The organism is Mycoplasma sp. 1890 (genome assembly GCF_053851615.1).
Window position 1 is genome coordinate 44,158 of the sequence record NZ_JBSQAZ010000002.1, and the last position, 18,579, is coordinate 62,736.

14 protein-coding genes and 8 tRNA genes are annotated in these 18,579 nt (G+C 29.3%); 20 read left to right on the plus strand and 2 right to left on the minus strand.

Annotation, left to right across the window (positions count from 1 at the left end; translation table 4 throughout):
• Nucleotides 1-60 precede the first annotated feature (60 nt).
• From ACWXVO_RS00810 to ACWXVO_RS00865, 12 genes are all read left to right on the plus strand, one after another.
• Entirely contained in the window at nucleotides 61-1,107 is a 1,047-nt protein-coding gene (locus ACWXVO_RS00810) for a hypothetical protein (RefSeq protein WP_456001966.1), read from the plus strand.
• A gap of 111 nt (nucleotides 1,108-1,218) precedes the next feature.
• Entirely contained in the window at nucleotides 1,219-2,490 is a 1,272-nt protein-coding gene (gene obgE, locus ACWXVO_RS00815) for a GTPase ObgE (protein ID WP_438340328.1), read from the plus strand.
• 65 nt (nucleotides 2,491-2,555) lie between these two features.
• Nucleotides 2,556-2,632 (plus strand) — tRNA-Pro (locus ACWXVO_RS00820).
• A 5-nt stretch (nucleotides 2,633-2,637) separates the two neighbouring features.
• Nucleotides 2,638-2,714 (plus strand) — tRNA-Ala (locus tag ACWXVO_RS00825).
• A gap of 4 nt (nucleotides 2,715-2,718) precedes the next feature.
• Nucleotides 2,719-2,795: transfer RNA gene (locus tag ACWXVO_RS00830), tRNA-Met, on the plus strand.
• 27 nt (nucleotides 2,796-2,822) lie between these two features.
• A tRNA-Ile gene (locus ACWXVO_RS00835) sits at nucleotides 2,823-2,898 on the plus strand.
• A 1-nt stretch (nucleotide 2,899) separates the two neighbouring features.
• Nucleotides 2,900-2,990 (plus strand) — tRNA-Ser (locus tag ACWXVO_RS00840).
• Between the two features lie 6 nt (nucleotides 2,991-2,996).
• Nucleotides 2,997-3,072, plus strand: a tRNA-Met gene (locus tag ACWXVO_RS00845).
• 1 nt (nucleotide 3,073) lies between these two features.
• Nucleotides 3,074-3,150, plus strand: a tRNA-Asp gene (locus ACWXVO_RS00850).
• Between the two features lies 1 nt (nucleotide 3,151).
• A tRNA-Phe gene (locus ACWXVO_RS00855) sits at nucleotides 3,152-3,227 on the plus strand.
• A 186-nt stretch (nucleotides 3,228-3,413) separates the two neighbouring features.
• Nucleotides 3,414-4,217 carry a SemiSWEET family transporter gene (locus tag ACWXVO_RS00860; protein ID WP_455966346.1) on the plus strand — a complete coding sequence of 268 codons (804 nt, stop codon included), beginning with the start codon at nucleotides 3,414-3,416 and terminating at the stop codon, nucleotides 4,215-4,217.
• Between the two features lie 234 nt (nucleotides 4,218-4,451).
• A complete protein-coding gene (locus ACWXVO_RS00865) occupies nucleotides 4,452-4,712 on the plus strand; it encodes a hypothetical protein (protein ID WP_438340326.1) in 261 nt (86 codons plus the stop codon).
• Nucleotides 4,713-5,104: 392 nt separating this feature from the next.
• On the opposite strand, the gene ACWXVO_RS00870 is transcribed toward ACWXVO_RS00865, so the two are convergent.
• Together ACWXVO_RS00870 and ACWXVO_RS00875 are read right to left on the minus strand one after the other, a co-directional pair.
• Nucleotides 5,105-7,699 carry a hypothetical protein gene (locus ACWXVO_RS00870; RefSeq protein WP_456001969.1) on the minus strand — a complete coding sequence of 865 codons (2,595 nt, stop codon included), beginning with the start codon at nucleotides 7,697-7,699 and terminating at the stop codon, nucleotides 5,105-5,107.
• A gap of 880 nt (nucleotides 7,700-8,579) precedes the next feature.
• Nucleotides 8,580-8,927: a YigZ family protein gene (locus tag ACWXVO_RS00875; RefSeq protein WP_455966342.1), complete on the minus strand. Its 348-nt coding sequence runs from the start codon at nucleotides 8,925-8,927 to the stop codon at nucleotides 8,580-8,582.
• Between the two features lie 35 nt (nucleotides 8,928-8,962).
• Here ACWXVO_RS00875 and ACWXVO_RS00880 point away from each other — a divergent pair, with 35 nt between their 5' ends.
• From ACWXVO_RS00880 to ACWXVO_RS00915, 8 genes are all read left to right on the plus strand, one after another.
• Nucleotides 8,963-9,859: an RluA family pseudouridine synthase gene (locus tag ACWXVO_RS00880; protein WP_455993638.1), complete on the plus strand. Its 897-nt coding sequence runs from the start codon at nucleotides 8,963-8,965 to the stop codon at nucleotides 9,857-9,859.
• 67 nt (nucleotides 9,860-9,926) lie between these two features.
• Complete coding sequence (locus ACWXVO_RS00885) at nucleotides 9,927-10,883, plus strand: hypothetical protein (RefSeq protein WP_456001972.1); 957 nt, start codon at nucleotides 9,927-9,929, stop codon at nucleotides 10,881-10,883.
• Between the two features lie 14 nt (nucleotides 10,884-10,897).
• Nucleotides 10,898-12,073: a hypothetical protein gene (locus ACWXVO_RS00890; RefSeq protein WP_456001975.1), complete on the plus strand. Its 1,176-nt coding sequence runs from the start codon at nucleotides 10,898-10,900 to the stop codon at nucleotides 12,071-12,073.
• Between the two features lie 12 nt (nucleotides 12,074-12,085).
• Nucleotides 12,086-12,664, plus strand: coding sequence for a hypothetical protein (locus ACWXVO_RS00895; RefSeq protein ID WP_438340320.1), 579 nt, complete (start codon nucleotides 12,086-12,088; stop codon nucleotides 12,662-12,664).
• Nucleotides 12,665-12,814: 150 nt separating this feature from the next.
• Nucleotides 12,815-13,231, plus strand: a complete 417-nt coding sequence (gene rpsL, locus ACWXVO_RS00900; RefSeq protein WP_438340319.1) for a 30S ribosomal protein S12 — start codon at nucleotides 12,815-12,817, stop codon at nucleotides 13,229-13,231.
• A 28-nt stretch (nucleotides 13,232-13,259) separates the two neighbouring features.
• Nucleotides 13,260-13,730, plus strand: a complete 471-nt coding sequence (gene rpsG / locus ACWXVO_RS00905; RefSeq protein WP_438340318.1) for a 30S ribosomal protein S7 — start codon at nucleotides 13,260-13,262, stop codon at nucleotides 13,728-13,730.
• Between the two features lie 44 nt (nucleotides 13,731-13,774).
• Complete coding sequence (gene fusA / locus ACWXVO_RS00910; protein ID WP_438340317.1) at nucleotides 13,775-15,868, plus strand: elongation factor G; 2,094 nt, start codon at nucleotides 13,775-13,777, stop codon at nucleotides 15,866-15,868.
• A 334-nt stretch (nucleotides 15,869-16,202) separates the two neighbouring features.
• On the plus strand, nucleotides 16,203-18,548 hold the full coding sequence (locus tag ACWXVO_RS00915) for a putative immunoglobulin-blocking virulence protein (RefSeq protein ID WP_456001978.1): 2,346 nt from the start codon (nucleotides 16,203-16,205) through the stop codon (nucleotides 18,546-18,548).
• Nucleotides 18,549-18,579 lie beyond the last annotated feature (31 nt).

Below are 18,579 nucleotides of genomic sequence, written 5' to 3' on the forward strand. Positions count from 1 at the left end.
TATAAAAGCAAAAAAGATTCTTTTTTATCAAAATAAGGAATTTAACAATAAGGAGAACAAGTGAAAAAATCAAATAAATTGCTATTAGCATTGACATCTATTTCGTTACCAGTTATTACAGGAGCTGCGTTGGTTTCGTGTTCAAATCCATCTAACCCAGGGCCTAAAAAACCAGAAAAACCAGCTGAACCAAGCAATCCGCATAGTCCCGGCAAACCTGGCGATCAAGGCAACCCTGAAAATAAGCCAAAAGAAAAACAACCTGATAAGCATGAGACACCAGATCAAGGAAGTAATACTACTCCTCCAATAGTGAATCCCCAAAAACCCGGCGAAGGAAAGCAAGAAGATCAGTCAAGTAAAAATCCTCAACAAGATAATCCAAAACATGACAATAAAAAAGAAGAAAAAAATCCCCAAACACCTGAACAAAAACCTGAACAAAAACCTGAACAAACACCCCTCCCAAATGATCCTATGGATAAACATGATGATACACCAGAAAAGAATGATCAATCAAAGATCAAAAAAGAAGATGATAATATACCAAATGATAAAAATGGCATTATAAAAAAATTTAAAGAGTTACTTGCCTATTATGAACAAAAATGAAATGATGTTAATAAAAAGATTGATGATTTACAATCTAAACTTAATGGAGATGAAATAAATAAACTAACCAGACTACAAGTAATTCAAGATAATACAGAACTTTCTTTCTGGATTAATTTAGCTAATGAAATAAATCAAAAAATTATTGCTAGATTTTCAGAACTTAAAGATGAAAAAAATATGCATAAAGATGTTGATGAAGAACTTCTTAAAAAAATAAAAGAACTTATAACGGAATTTTCCAAAGAAAAAGGTGATAAGTTAATTGAAAAATTTTCAGAAGAAGCAAGAGCTAAAGCAGAAGAAAAATGATCTAAGAGCCTTGCAAAGCAGGAAGAATTACATAAAAAACTAACTGAGCTTCTAGAAAAAATAACAGATTCACAGACAAAAGAAGATTGGAAGAAAAATATCGAAGATCTTTATAAAAAATTGTCACTAACAGATGAATTATTGCAACAATTAAATAAAACCATTGAACCTCAAAAAAAGTAAATTAAATAATAGAAAAGCAGCCTTGTTAATTTTGAAAAAGGTTGCTTTTAATGTATTTAATAATTACTCATAATGGCTAAATTTATCTAAATTTTTGATAAAATAAAACACATGAAATTTATAGATGAAGTTGATATTTTGGTTATTGCTGGAAAAGGTGGAGATGGGATCATTAGTTTTCGTCGCGAGGCTAATGTTGATAAAGGCGGTCCGGACGGCGGCGATGGAGGAAATGGAGGTTCAATATATTTTCAGGGCGATCCTGGGCAAAATACATTATTGCCATTTTACTACCAAAAAAAGATTGTTGCTAATGATGGGGAAAACGGTAAACCTAAAAATGCTTTTGGTAGAGGCGCTGATGATTTAATTGTTAAGGTGCCATTGGGCACTATGGTTTATAATGATGGTAAGTTAGTTGCTGATATTGTTACGGAAGAAAAATATCTGATTGCTAAAGGCGGTAAAGGCGGTAAGGGCAATTTAAGATTTAAATCATCAAGAAATACTGCTCCAAGAATTTGTGAAAACGGAACATTAGGTGAAAGATTTAATTTGCATCTAACATTAAAGGTTTTAGCTGATGTGGGCTTTGTTGGAAAACCAAGCGCAGGGAAAAGCACAATCTTATCTCAAATTTCTAATGCTAAACCCAAAATAGCCGATTATGATTTTACAACACTTGTTCCACAATTGGGTTTAGTTAAATTTTATGAAAATACTTTTGTAGTGGCAGATTTGCCTGGATTGATAGAAAAAGCTTCGGAGGGCAAAGGCCTTGGGATTCAATTTTTAAAGCATATTGAGCGTTGTAGGGTTATATGCCACATTATTGATTTTGGTGATTCAAATAAAAACCCAATTTTGGATTATGAAATTATTAATAATGAACTAAGATCTTATAATCTTAGACTTGAAAAATTACCACAGATTGTTGTAGCTAACAAATCTGATCTCGAATCATATCAAACTCATTTAGAAAAATTTAAAAGTAAGTACCCTAATATTAAATTAATAGAAAATTCATCATTGTTTGACTCGCATATAGAAGAAATAAAAAAAGTGTTATGAGAAACTCTACAAGAAGCCAAAATTAATATTGTTAATGAATTAAAAGAATCTGAAGAAGTTGTTGTTATTTCGTTAGATAAAAAGAAAATAGAAATTATCAAACTGTCTGATGATACTTATGAAATTGTTGGCAGCGATATTTATAAGGTTTATGAAAAAATTCCTGTTATTTCTATTGATAATTTATGAAGATTTAATTACAAATTAAAATCATTAGGTGTATTTGATTTAATTAAAAATTCCGATATTAAAGATGGTGATACTATTAAAATTAAGGATTATGAGTTTATTTGAAACAACGAAGATTTTTAAAAAAATTAATAACTAACATAAAAAATAATATATAATAATAAAGCATTTAGCAAAAATTTCTGTGTGGAGAAGTAGCTCAGCTTGGTAGAGCACTTGACTTGGGCTCAAGCGGTCGCAGGTTCGAATCCTGTCTTCTTCACCATTTATGGGGGGGTAGCTCACCTGGCCAGAGCGCCTGCCTTGCACGCAGGAGGTAGAGGGTTCGAGTCCCTTCCTCTCCACCATTATGGCACTGTAGCTCAGTTGGTTAGAGCGTCCGGTTCATACCCGGAAGGTCAAGAGTTCGACTCTCTTCGGTGCTACCAAATGTAAAACCCAATAGTGAAATTTTAGGACCCATAGCTCAATGGTTAGAGCAACCGGCTCATAACCGGTCGGTTACAGGTTCGAGTCCTGTTGGGTCCACCATGGGCAATTACCCAAGAGGCTGAAGGGAGCAGTCTTGAAAACTGCCAGGGGCTTCACGGCCCGCGGGGGTTCAAATCCCTCATTGCCCGCCATAATATAGCGGAGTAGAGCAGGCGGCAGCTCGTTGGGCTCATAACCCAAAGGTCATTGGTTCGATTCCAATCTCCGCAACCACGGTCCAGTGGTAAAGTGGTTTAATACGCTTCCCTGTCACGGAAGAGATCGCGGGTTCAATTCCCGTCTGGACCGCCATGGCTCTGTAGCTCAGTTGGTAGAGCAACGGACTGAAGCTCCGTGTGTCGCTGGTTCGATTCCTGCCGGAGCCACCATTTCAGAAATGACTTAACACCAAATTGGTGTTTTTTTTTTTTTTTTTTTGAACGTTCTAATTTTACATAGCAAAATTTAGATGGTTTTTATAATAATTTTTAATAATATGTTTTTGCTATAAAAAAATATTAAAAACTAGGCAATATTATGTTTATAAATTAGTATTAATGTATAATTTTTTAGTTATGACAGCATTAGAAATATCTATTCAGTTTTTTGGAGCATTAGGAGCGATAGCGACAATTCTTTTAGGTGTTCCTCAACTAGTTAGGGTTGTTAAAACCAAAAAAGCTGAAAACATAAATTATTATTCATTTTGAATTTTTTATATTGGAATTATTATTTGGTTAATTTATGGTGTATTTACAGGTGATGAAAACGGTTGATACATTTTTTTAGCAAACTTAATTTGTTCTTTTATATATGCTTTTACAATGTATTTTTTATATCACTATAATAAAGCAATTACCAAAAATCAAAAAAAATTTGCAACGGCAGCTATAGTTTTAGTAGAATTATTTGCAACTTCGATATTCGCTGTATTTATAGTATTAGTATTTCAAAAGATTAATACTGGCTATTTTTATCCAATTGTTGGGAATAGAATTGCGGTATTTGATAAAGTTACATCACTTATTATTGGTTTAATTACGCCTGCGGGAACAACCTTAGCTTTTATGCCCCAACTAATAAAAGGATTAAAAACAAGAAACTTTAAATCAATAAGTCCTTGAATGCTATTTATTTTTATTTTAAATAACTTATGATGAATTATTTTCTTTATTTTGAGTATTGTAGATAAAAATATCAAAGGTGAGGAAGCTGCCTTGAATGGTTTAATCGGGGCTCTTGTATGGCAAATTGTATCATTAATTGTTTATACAGTGCAATTTTCATTTGTTATATCATATGAAGTGAAAATGAAAAAGTGCGAGGTTTTGCATAAAAGAACTATGATGATACAAGATGATGCAATGGAACAAAAATAAGATTCTATATTTTTAGAGGCCTTGACTTGAAATATATCAAAGTCTCTTTTTTATTTATTTTATAAAAAACCTGTTTTAATTTAATAGTGGACAATACAAAAAAATTAAACAAAGCTTCAAAAACTATTTATTGTTTGTATGCTACTTCTAAAATATGTGCATGATGAACTGGCCAAAAAATAGTTTTTCATTTAAAAAACATATATAATTATTTTAAGATTGAAAGGAAAAAATATGGGTCATAAAATTGGTTGGGTAATATGTTTGATAATAAGCTTCCCAATACTTGTTGTTTCTTCAATAATTGCTTCTATTACATTTAGTAATGAAGCATTATTATCAAATGCTACTACACCGCTTGGAAAACTAGTGTTTAAACTAAACGGCTTTTTGAAACTTGGTGATATAAGAATTATATCTTATGTTGGTATAGCGATAGCTGCGATATTTGGTATATTGTCACTAATATCATTAATAAGATTGATAAAAAAATAATGTGGTAGTGTAGATAATTTTGTGTAAATTTATCTCTGGCTTATTTTTAGTAAGAGATTTGAGAATAGCAACCACACAAATCTAAATTTATTATACAAAAACAACCAAGCAACATTATGTTGTTTGGTTGTTTTAATTATTTATTTTTTTCAAAAATAATTTGTAATCGATTAAAAACAGGCCCCCAATTAGGAACAAACTTTATTTCATTTTCTAACTGATTTTGGGTTGTGAAATAAACTCTTATTAAAGAGCTATCAAAAAGAAATAAGTTTTTTAAAAAAATTGCACAAAATTATTTATGGTAACACTTTTTTGCTTTTTATTAGCTGAAAATTGTCAACAAAAAAGTCTAAAACCTCATAAGAGATTCAAGACTTTCTTATTTTGACCTAATTTTTGTTTATTTCTTTTCTTTTTTGAATCTTATGACGTTTAACTGCATATCAAGTCCCAACACTTGCGCCAGCTAATGCTAGTATTACCACAAGAGGCCCTACAATCGCTGCTACATTTATCTTTGATTTGCCTTCTTTTTTAGATTTTGTTTCTTGCTCAGTAATTGCTTTTTGAATCTTCAATTTAATAATTCTTAATTCTTTTATATTTTGGGCGTTTTCTATCAATTTTTCTAACTCTTTTTTTGTATTTGAATTTGTTAGCTTGTTTAGTTCTTCTTTTGTAGAATTAAGTTCCTTATTAAATTCTTGTGTTGCTTTAGCTGCAATATCTTTTATTTTATTAGTATTTTCTTTGCTGTTGTTTAATTCCCTACCTAGTTGTTTTTTTAATTCAGAACCTTCTAGTCTGTCAATAGCATCATTCGCCTCTTTTTTTATTTGGGCATTTTCTTGAAGTATTTTTTCTTGAGTTATTTCTTTTAATAGAATTTTTAGATTCTTTATATTATTTGCATTATTAATTTTTGTTTGATAATCCTTTTTATCTAACAATTTGTCAAACGTATCTAATATTTTTTGCTTTTCTATGTTATAAATTTCTTCTGCTTTTTCTGCTACATTAGTAAGTTTAACAACATCATTTTTTGCATTGGCGAACAACGTTTTAAATTCTTCAAATCTTTCTGAACCTTCAGTTTTATCAACAGCTTTTTGCGCTCTTTTTATTAATTTCTTTAAATCTTGTTCTTTTATTTGATTTAATAGTGCTTCATTTAATTTATTTAATTTTTGAATATTATCAGCTTCTTCTAGCGCTTGTTCGAATCCTGCTTTATCATCTAAACTTTTTAGATTTTTTTCAACTTCATTTCTTTTTAATTTGTATTCAGCATTTATTTTTTCCGCTAACTTAGTTAGTTTGATAATATCATCTTGCGCTTCACTATGTTGTTTTTTATATTCTTCATAATTCGCTGAACCTTCAATTTTTTTCAGTGCCTTTGTAGCTTCTTCCCTTGCTTTTGTTAAATCTTCTACATTCTTAATTTTTTGTGCCTCTACTATTATTTTTTGTAGATCTTCAATGTTTTTTGCTTTTTTTAATTCTTCAAGTTTTTTAGTTCTTTGGTCTACTGAGTTGATGCTATTTATAAGCAATTTTGTTTTGTTGTTTTCATCAGAAAACAAATTAGTTGATTCATCATTAAGGGCATTAAATTGTTCAATAGTAATCCTTTGGTTTTCTATTTGACTTGATAATTTAGTATTAAGTTCATCTTTTTCTTTTTTAATATCAATATTAATTTTAGTATGGTTACGGCCAAAATCTTTTCATTTTTTATCAAAAGCTTCTATTGCAACTTTTCTTTGTTCAATTTGTTGCTCATTTTTTTCTTTTATGGCACTAAATGATCTCATAAAATCATCATACATGCCAGAACCCTTTGTTTTTTCAATTAATATCATTACATCGTTTTGATATTCCTGTATTTTTTTAGCCATAATATCAGCATAAAGTTCTCTTAAAATTCCTACATTACGTGCTTTATTAATTTTTTCTTTAATATTAGGGTCTTTGTTTCTTAAATCTTCAAATGCCATATCGACTTTTTGTTTTTCACTAAGATAAATATTGTTAGCGGAATTTTTAAGATTTTCCAAAAATTCCATTGTGCTAGAATTCGAAACTAGTTTAACTAATGGTTTAATTTTTTCATCGTATTCGATAGAACCGTATGATTTTTGTGCCGAAATTAATGCATCATACATTAACTTATCATGTGAAAATTCTGATTCAACTTCTTTTATGATTTCTTCAATAATACTATCATTCGCTTCTTTTTTAATTTTTTTGAGAATTGGCAGTGAATCTTTTAAGGTATTTAAATAAGCAGGATCTGCAGAATTAATGCCACTTTGCACCTTGAATAGATCTTTTATCAAATTTTTAATATTTGAATTTTCTTTGTGTTTAATCAATAAATTAATGGCTTCAAAATGAGCAATAATAGTTTGGACTATATAAATATCACTAATTTTTGATGAAAATTTTCCAGAAGTTACATTTGATCTTAAATCGTCTGCAACCTTATAAACACTATCAATGTTTAATTTTTTGTATTCATTAAGTAAGAAAACATTATAGTCAAAATTAACATCTGATCATAATCTAATAAAGGTTCCCCAATGTAAAAAGTTATGGTCATAAAAAAAGTATTCATTGTTAAAATTATCAAAAACACCATCAGGAAAAATCTTAAATTCCATTAATTTTTCTTTATATGGAAGTATCTCTAATTTCTCACCTTGAAAATTAATTAATTTTTTTAGTACTCTATATGCAAATAACATTTTGTAATGAGTTTTAAAAGCTTCAGTCTCTCAGTAAATGTTATAACTTTCAACATCATTATAGTCATCATTTGTGGGTATTGATATTGCCTCAGTTGCATAAACGCTAACATTATTGCTAGAATTTTTTTCCTCTTTATCGATATTGTTGGCCATATTGTTTTGAGCGCTAATTACTAATGGTGTTGCAGCTATCATAACTGCACTTAACAATGGGCTTAACTTAAACTTCATATTACTCCTTTTAATGAAAAAATTTACTATAAATCAATTTATTATTATGCTATTTTAGGTATAAAATATATCTTATTATTATATTAATAAATATGCCAGATTAATAGAACAAAAAAATAGTTTTATTTCAAGAAAAAATAGGCAAATTAGTGTTTATAGTTTTTTAATAATTACTAAATCTAAATAAATAAAAAATTATATATAAATAATTCATAATTTTTGAACATTGGGTGAAAATAGCATTTTTTGAAACTATTGTTATTTTAGTTGAGTTCTAAGTTTTTTAACACAAAATAAAATTAAAATCTAAGGATACAAAACAAATTAGAATTCAAAATTAGGGAGAATTTTATATTATTTTATCTTTAAAAGGGGGATTTTTATCTTTCTCATTATTTCTTGGATTTGCAATTTTGGTTTTTTCTATACTAGCTCGTTAGTTATTTTTTTAGGATCTCAAGATGGAGTTTTGTTTTAATTTATTAAATAATTTTAATTCAAAGGATTGCCTTAAAAGGTTCGAAAGAATTAGAAAAAGTATATTTGGGTTTTTCTTAGTTTTTATAATTGCTTTTTGCTTTCCTTCATGTTACATTGATATGTTTTGTTTAATACCTTTAAGTTAGAATAGGCTATAACCATTGATAGTATGATAACTATAAAAAAACACTAATAAAACTAGTTATTATACAAGGATATGATTGATGTTAATTTTAAAAAGACATGTAGTTTCAACTAAATCTAAAAATAAATTCCTTAAATTTTTACTCCATTATTTTTGCTAAATTTCAATTTAGTGTAATGATAGAGCTTTTAAATATTAAAATATTTAAAACATTAATTCTAAAAAACGAGACTTATATTTGAATTTGAATCTTATTTACTCATTAAAAAGTAGTTTGGCTGCTTGCAAGTAAGCTCTTAATAAATTACTTCTTCCTAATTCAATACCACCGAAATAACGAATAACAACTAATAATTTATTTTTTAAATTTTTACTATTTAAATAGCTATAAAGAGGAATCCCAGCCACACCTTTTGGTTCACGGTCATCAGTATATCCATTGATAATAACATTATTGTCTTTTATAATATAAGCATAAACGATGTGCTTTGCTTTTTTATGTTCTTTTCAAAGAGATTCAATATTTTTTCTTACATCTTCTTTTGAATTGATATTAAATAAAATGGGGATAAATTTTGATTTTTTGATTTCCAAAAACTTCATGCTATTATTATAACATTTGTTATAATTTAAAAATTATGTTGAAACTTGTTGCAAACTATTCTGAAAGAATTGATAAATATATAGCAAATAATTCTTCAATAACTAGAAATGATATTCAAGAATTAATTAAAGAGGGGGCTGTTTTTGTTAATGGAATTAAAATTAATAAAAATAAATTTGTTATCAAAAACAATGATGAAATAGAAATTGTTAGAGTCATCGATAAACAAATAAAGATTGAGGAACAAGAAATCAGCCTTGACATTGTATATGAAAATGAAGATTATTTGGTTATAAATAAACCTTCGGGTTTAGTAGTTCATCCGGCCCCCGGCCACAGGAATAATACTTTGGTCAACGGCTTAATGTACCACTTTAAAAATAATTTAAGTAATGTTAATGGGCTTTTAAGACTTGGCATAGTTCATAGGATAGATAAAGATACTAGCGGGCTATTAATTATTGCTAAAAATAATTCAACCCACAATTATTTTGCTTCTTTGCTTAAAGAACATAAGATTAACAGGACATATATTGCTATAGTTGATGGAAGAATAGCTAACAAAAAAATGCATATTAATTTGCCCATTGGAAGAGATATAAAAAATCGTCAAAAATTTGCTGTTAGCGATCAAAACTCGAAAAATGCATATACAATGATTGAATGTCTTGAATATTTGAAAATTGATAATAAAGATAAAACATTAGTAAAATGTAATTTAAAGACAGGACGAACTCATCAAATAAGAGTGCATTTAGGATATATTAAGCATCCAGTTTATGGGGACCCTGTTTATAATAAAAAAATTGATTCTTTTAATCAAAGACTTCACGCTGCACAACTAGATTTTATTGATAATAAGGGAAGAAACATACATCTTGAGGCCCCTATTCCCGAACTAATGCAAAGAGAAATCGAGCAAGGTAGATAAAATTTAGTTATAATTCTAATATATTTTAAAATTAAGTAAACTCGTTAAAACCAAAAAGGAGGTGTTTATGAAAAATATTGATATAAATAAATACAACTCAATTGATGAATTTTATAAACATAACAAAAAGGCAATTTTGGTAAAATCAATGTTATTTACAGCATTTTTAGTTGTGATGTTTTTATCATTAATGGCCATATTTATTGAGTATGCAGTTAGAAAACAAGTCTATTTATTGAATTATAAAGAAGCATTTTCAAATGCAAATCCTAGTTATGAGATATCTACCATTAATGCTTCAGTTGAAGATTTGTTTATAAGAAAATTTGCATTTTCTATCGTTGTGGCATTATTCTCTGGGGCTGTATTGATTTGACACATTGTTTCTTTAACACTTTCACTAAAAGAAAAAGATTTCACAAAATATTCGCCTTGGTTACTGACTTTGTATAGCATGACTGTTATGATTATATTTATTAATTTATTTTTCTCAGCTGGTGGTATTTTTAGAATTAAACCATGGGATATAAACCAAATTTTAAATCTTATTGTTACAATCATATTTTTAATAGGATATTTCACAATATATTGGCCGTTTTCAAGAATTGTAAAATTATTTAGAATTGTAAGAATCAACAATGAACAAGGTAGAATAAATGAAATTTTTGGGCAAAAGTTTTCACAAACTAATCAACAAACTTATTCTACACAACCTTCTATATTTGATAATAATGAACAAAAAAACAATGATGAGATTATTGAGAAAAAAAATAATAAATCATATAGCTCACAATTAGAAACATTAAGCGATGAAAAACTAATAATTATGGCGCAAAAATTAAATATATTTGGTGCTAGCGAATTAAAGCGTAAGCAATTAATTGAAAAAATCAGTGCCATATTTGAAAATAATAATAGTCATAACGAAAAAGCTAATATGAGTAACAATGAAAATAATAAAGAAAATGAATCTGATAATGCCAAAGAAATAAAAGATATTGAGAATAATAATGATTATGATTAATTTTAGGAGGTAAAATGAGTCAGCTGTTTTTACAAGGACAGAATTCAAAGGTTCCCAATAATTCTGAAAGTGTCGGTTCCAATCCTTTTCTAATTTATGGTTTAATATTGACACTTTTGGCAATAGTTAATTTATATTTAATAATTAAGTTTTTTATTAATTTTAAGCGTAGCATTAATAAAACAAAAGCAGTACTAGATGGTTTTTTATTTAAAAAATATATACAAGGGTTAAATATAAAAAGTACCGCGTTTTATAATATAGTTACAATTTTAGTCATTCTAGCTATCCAAATTATTTTTTCATCTGTATCATTGTCAAAAGTATATTCATATATGGGAACTGCAACCCAGAAATTTAATTCAGGTCTGGTTACAGAAATGAAGTATCTAGAATATAAAGACACCATTACCTCATATATTCCTTTATTTATAACATTTATTTCTTTTGCTATCGTTCTTTTAATTTCGTTTGGTATCGCATTTGTTGTGATTTATTACATAAGTTTTAACTATCCTCAATATAAACATAAAAATGAGGCAGTGTATAATGAAATTATTTCTCTTAAGGAACTAAAAAAACAAGAATTAGCTAAATATCCTGAAAAAATTAATATAGAGTTTGATAAGTTAAAATCTTCTAATCTTTTATTATCTAATGTGTTATTAAGATGAATGAAATTTTATAATAATATGGATCAAATAAAATTCGAGAAACAATATAACTTATTTTTAAATCAATTATTTAAAGTAGAGTATTTTGTAGAAGTCCAAAACGAAATTAAAAGTAATGCTCAAAAAATTTCTGATATTGCGGAATTTGCTACACCAATTCACAATCAAGATTTATCAAAGATTGAGCAGGAAATTATTTGGATGGATAAAATGGACAAAAAAGCTAAAATTCTTAACGAAACTAAGGAATTAGCAGCAATGTCAAAAGCTGAATTTAATAAAAAATATGAGGAATATGTATACACGGCTCGTGCTAATGATCCTTTATATCAAAGCGCCACTAAAAATTCATGATTATTTTATCGTGATAATGAAGTTGAAGATTTATTCTTTAATCCACATTCGAATGTTTCATATTATTATGATGATTCAAATATTATTTATGAAAAAGAACTTATTGATTTTATGCATGAATATAAACAATTTTTAATTTCAAAATTTTTAGCAACTAAATAATTTGCTTTTGCTATGGCTAAAAAAATAAAATTAGTACTAGGTTTTTTGCCAGTTATTACTATTGCACCCCTTGTTGCTTCATGTAGTCAAAATCTCGAAAAGTTAAAATATAATGTAATTAACTCACTTAAGAATGATATTATAAATTTATTAGCAAATGTTGATGCGTTATTTGGAAGTTCTAAGAATGAAGAAGTTATTAAATTAAAGGATGAAATTAGCAATCTTCTAAGGTCTCTAAAAGAAGAAAAGATAACTCATGAAAATAATATTGACGTTTTTATAAATAAAGCTAAACAAAAATTTAAAAACTTAGTTCAGAAATTTGTGGATATGTACAATAATAATACTCGCCTTGTTTCTGAATTTTTTGAAGAACTAAGTAATTTTTCACAATGAACACTAGATAATTTGATTAATGTTAAATACACGCCCTTGATTTTAAAAATTAAGAAATATTTGCAAGATCATGTATTTAGATATGATTGAAATATTAGTCAAATCACCAAAGAAATAAGCAAACTTAAGGCATTTGAACAACAAATAAAGAAAGAAAAAGAGCAAATTGATATTATTACCAAGAAATTTTAGTAGCCTAATTATATCTGGCTGCTTTTTTATTAATAAAAAACATAAAAAAGTAAAAACACTGGTTTAGTTGTTGTATAATAATTTAGTATTTTTAAAATAAGAGTTAAAAATATCTGAAAATATGTAAAACAATGTTAAGAAAGGAAAAAAATGCCTACAGTTGCGCAATTAGTTAAACAAGGCCGTAAAGATAAGACAACTAAATCTAAAGCCCCTGCTTTATTAAAGATGTACAACTCTTTACAAAAAAAAGAAAAAGCAATTCCAGCCCCATTTAAACGTGGTGTATGTACTCGGGTTGCTACAATGACTCCTAAGAAACCTAACTCAGCTATTCGTAAATACGCCCGTGTTAGATTATCTAATGGACAAGAAGTTACTGCTTATATTCCTGGTGAAGGACACAATTTACAAGAACACTCAGTTGTATTAATCCGTGGAGGTAAAGTTAAAGATTTACCTGGGGTTAGATATACTATCATCCGTGGTACTCAAGATGCCGCTGGGGTAAACAATAGAAAACAAGGTCGTTCTCTATATGGAACAAAAAAACCAAAAAGTAATTAATTAGAAAGTTAAATAGAAAGGAAAGAATATGTCAAGAAAGCATAAAGCACCTGTGAGAGATGTCTTAGCAGATCCAGTTTTTAACTCAAAAATTATTACCAAATTAATTAACACAATTATGCTAGATGGTAAAAAATCTGTTGCCGAGAATATTTTATACAGTGCCTTTGAAATTATTAAAAACAAAACTGGTAAAGAACCAATGGAAGTATTCAATTCTGCACTAGAAAATGTAAGTCCACAACTTGAAGTTCGTTCAAGAAGAGTTGGTGGTTCTAATTACCAAGTTCCATGTGAAGTTAGTGCTAAAAGAAAACAAACATTAGCACTAAGATGAATTATTCAATATGCCAGATTAAGAAATGACAAAACAATGGAAGAAAAGTTAGCACATGAAATCATTGATGCAGCAAATAAAATGGGTGGAGCTATCAAAAAGCGTGACGATACCCACAAGATGGCTGAATCAAACAAGGCATTTGCTCACTTTAGATGATAATTACCTATTTTTATTTAAATTATTTATTTTATTAGGAACAAAGTATGTCAAGAGAATATAAATTAGAAGATTATCGTAACATCGGAATTATGGCTCATATTGATGCAGGTAAAACTACAACTACAGAAAGAGTTTTATACCACACAGGAAAAATTCATAAAATCGGTGAAACACATGAAGGTGCTTCACAAATGGATTGAATGGTTCAAGAACAAGAACGTGGTATTACTATTACTTCCGCAGCTACAACTGCATATTGAAAGAATAAAAGATTAAATATTATTGACACACCTGGACACGTTGATTTTACTATTGAAGTTGAGCGTTCGTTGCGTGTTTTAGATGGTGCTGTCGCTGTTCTAGATGCTCAATCAGGTGTTGAACCTCAAACAGAAACTGTTTGGAGACAAGCAACCAACTATAAAGTTCCAAGAATTGTTTATGTTAACAAAATGGATAAAATGGGTGCTAATTTCAAAGCATCTGTTGAGTCACTAAGAAAGCTATTAGGTGCTAATGCACATGCTATCCAACTTAATATTGGTGAAGAATCACAATTTAATGGAATTATTGATTTAGTAACCATGAAAGCCTATGAATTTGATGGTGGTGTCGACGAAAATATGAAGGAAATCGAAATTCCTGACTATCTAAGGGACGAAGCAAATTTAATGCGTGCTTCTCTTGCTGAATCACTAGCAGATTTTGATGAAGAAATTACTGAATTAATCCTAACGGAACAAGAAGTTTCGGCTGAATTAATGAAAAAAGCTATTAGAAAGGCTACTTTAACTTCAACATATTTCCCAGTTGTTTGCGGAACTTCGTTTAAGAATAAAGGTGTTAAGTTAATGCTTGATGCTATTGTTGAATATTTACCTTCACCATTGGATATTACCGCAATGAAGGCATACAAAGGTGAACAAGAAATTTCAATTCCTGCTTCTGATGATGAATTTTTCTCAGCATTAGCATTTAAAGTTATGAATGACCCATTTGTTGGTAATTTAACCTTCTTTAGAGTATATAGTGGAGTTATCTCAAAAGGCTCATATGTAATAAATTCAACAAAAGGTGAAAAAGAAAGATTTAGTAGAATTTTATTAATGCATGCTAATTCAAGAACTGATATTGATGAGGTTAGAACTGGTGATATTGGTGCTGCTGTTGGTTTAAAATACACAACAACTGGTGACACACTTATCGATGAAAAACATAAAGAAATCGTTTTGGAAAATATGAATTTTCCTGAGCCAGTTATTTCGCAAGCAATTGAACCTAAAACAAAAGATGCTTCTGAGAAACTTTCATTAGCTTTACAACGTTTAGGAGCAGAAGATCCTACATTTAAATACTATACAGATGAAGAAACTGGGCAAACTATTATTGCTGGTATGGGTGAACTTCATTTAGACATTATTGTTGATAGACTAAAACGTGAGTTTAAGGTTGAAGTAAGTGTTGGGGCTCCACAAGTATCATATCGTGAAACAATTACTAAGTCAGCAGAAGTTGAAGGTATTCATAAGAAGCAATCTGGTGGTAAGGGACAATATGGACACGTGTGAATTAAATACGAACCAAACCCTGATGGTGGATTTGAATTTATTGATAAAATTGTCGGTGGTAAAATCCCTAAAGAGTACATTAAATCGATCGAAAAAGGTCTTAAAGAAAAAATGGAAATTGGTATTCTTGCCGGTTATCCAATGATCGATATTAAGGCAACTCTATTTGATGGTTCCTACCATGAAGTCGATTCATCAGAACTTGCTTATAAAATTGCTGCTTCAAAATCATTGACCAAGGGCCGTGAACAATTGGGGACTGTTTTATTAGAACCAATTATGGATGTTGCTGTTGTTGTGCCAGAAGATTTCTTTGGTGATGTTATGGGAGATATCTCTCGTAGAAGAGGTCAAGTTAGAGATAACGAAACTCGAAACGATGGAGCGCATGTTATTAAAGCATACATTCCATTAAACGAAATGTTTGGATATGCAACTCAATTAAGATCAATGACAACTGGACGTGGTACATATCAAATGTGATTTGATCATTATGAAAAATTACCTCGCAATTTAGCTGACGAAATTATTAAGAAACGTGGCGGAAAAGTTTCGGTTGACGAAGATTAATTTAAATAAATTTTAAAATAATAAAAAGGTCTAGGGCAAAATTGCCTAGGCATTTTTATTATACTTGTATATTCTTAGTATATTTGCAAATTAACAAGCCTATCTTATTTGCAATATAAAATATGATAGGAATTAAAAATAAAAAAACACCTTAAATTAAGTAGTAAAATCTCTTTTTATTATTTTAGACTAACTATTGTTAGTTTGGAGAAAATAGATAGTAGTTAACTTATGCTTATTTTTGTGTATTATTATATAAATTTTAGTATAATGTAGGTTAAATTAAAGGTTCATAAGATTTTTTTATGAATTGAAATTATTTTAAGGAGAAAATATGAAGCTTTTAAAGAGTAAAAAGAATAAGATCGTTTTATTTACCTTAGGATCAACAATATTAGGTTCAGCAATTATAGGTAATGCTATTTTTGCTGCTAACCAAAAGAATAAAAATGGTATAGAATTTAACAATATTTATGGTGAAAACTCTGAAATATTTCACAAAGGTACACCCGATGTAACTAAAGCTGATGTGTCTATAACTGATAAGAATTTAAAAGAAATTCCAAAACCTCCTGTTGTTGTGCCTCCACAACCCAAACCCGAACCAGAACCTATCCCAGTTCCTCCCCAACCCAAACCCGAACCAAAACCTGAACCCAAACCACAACCCAAACCCGAACCAAAACCCGAACCAAAAACAAACCCAGTCCCCCTTCCACAACCCAAACCAAAACCTAAACCTATTCCAGTTCCGCCGAAACCTGTTCCGGTTCCGCCAAAACCAAAACCAACTCCTAAACCAGCGCCAAAGCCGGCCCCTGCCCCTAAACCTGCCCCTACACCTAGAAGTGAAAGAATTACTATTACAATTAATGGTGTTCAGGTTCTAGCTGAAGTAACACCACCTCCAACTAGACCATTAGACCCTCGCGATGTTGCTGCAGGAATTACTAATAAAAATCCTTATGTAAATGAAATTGTTGGAAATGTTAAAAGTGTTGAAGTAACAGATGAGTTAAGAAAAGCAACTCTTAAACAACTTATTAATAATAATGCAGATGGACTACAAAACTATTTCCCAAGCCTTATTGATGATGTACTACTACCACAAAATGAATTATTTGACCCTGATAGATACATTGAATTAAATAGTCAAGTATGAGCTCAGTTAATTGATAAATTCAGACGTCTTCTAGATAGCCCTAATGTTGTTAATTTTTTAAATGAGAACGCAAAAAAAGAATATCCTAATAAACAATTTAAGAGTAAAAATGTTAAATATGCTTGATTAATTAAAAATTTAGATTATACAAAATTTACAAAATTAGGTAAAGGAGCAGAAGAATATTTAAAACAAGGTTATACTGCTTCTCCTAATAATGCATATATTAATGAAAATGGAGAAATCGACTCATATAGCTATTCACCAGCTCCTGGTTATAACGGCGAGATAGCTAGACGTGAAAGAGATAATCGTGACCGTCGTGCTTTTGGCATTGAGGGATATTTTGGTCGAAACCCAGAACAAATTCAAAATGGTGTATATCCAGGATGAACTAAACAAGATGTTACCCAATCTGAAAAATTTAAAGAATTCAATGTCGGAAATAATGATGGTATAACCATAACTGAATTAACAAGACAAAAACCGCAAGAAGGTAAGTTAAATAAAGGCTACATTGTGGAAATTGATGCTGCTAACTATGATGGTTATGAGAAAACTAAGAATTTAATTGAATCATTAAAGAATAAAGGTATTGAAATTACTTCATATCGTATAAAAAATATGGGTAAAAAAGATCCTAACCAAAAATTCAAAGATATTTTAAGAGCTTTACCTGATAACTTGCCGCAATTAGAACTTTTCTTTGATCATAGAGCAACTAATACATCAGCATTAGTCGAATTAGAAAAGAAAAACATTAAGGAATTAGCGTTATTTACCTTAGGTAATTCTCTACTTGATGATTGATCGATTAACCCATGAGCATTGCGTAATGTTGAGTGAATTAATACTATTGATTACAATGTTAGTTGAGATACAAGACCCGGAGCCGAAATTGCTTCAAGAATTACATTTAACACCCTAGCATTTGAAGAGTCTGATTTACTAAAAGATCCGCAAAAGAAATATGAAAGAATTAACAATGGTTTAAGAATGGCTTATTACACTAGAAATAATGAAGGAATATTTCAAGGTGGGTTCGGCCCTGGTCTAAATCCAGATACCAATGAAGGTGGAAATAGTTATCCAACAAGAATTGATTTCTCAAGAGCCCCTTCTATCAGATCATTAAAAGGCTTAATTTTTTATGATTACATTAAATCATCAAATAAACCAAGAAAACTAAAAAATGCTAAATTCTTTAGTGATAAAGCCTGATACGAAATTAGTGGTGATGATTTAGATGGTGCACAATTTGACACCGTAATGTCACGCGGTGAACCTGGATTTCCTCCAACTAAAATTGAATTTAGTAATGGTAGTGTTACGCAAAATGTTAGATTGACAACTAAAGATAATTTGACCAGTTCAGCCTTAACAAATTTAAGCATCTTAATTAATTTATCAGGAATTTCGAGGGAAGTTCAAGTTCCACGGGGGGCAAGTTCATTGAAGAGTCAACTTGAATCTAATGGTTACAAAGTAAGTTTTGCTAGTGATGAAGCATTCAACTAATTTTAGAAAAGTATATAAGGAATCTTAAAAT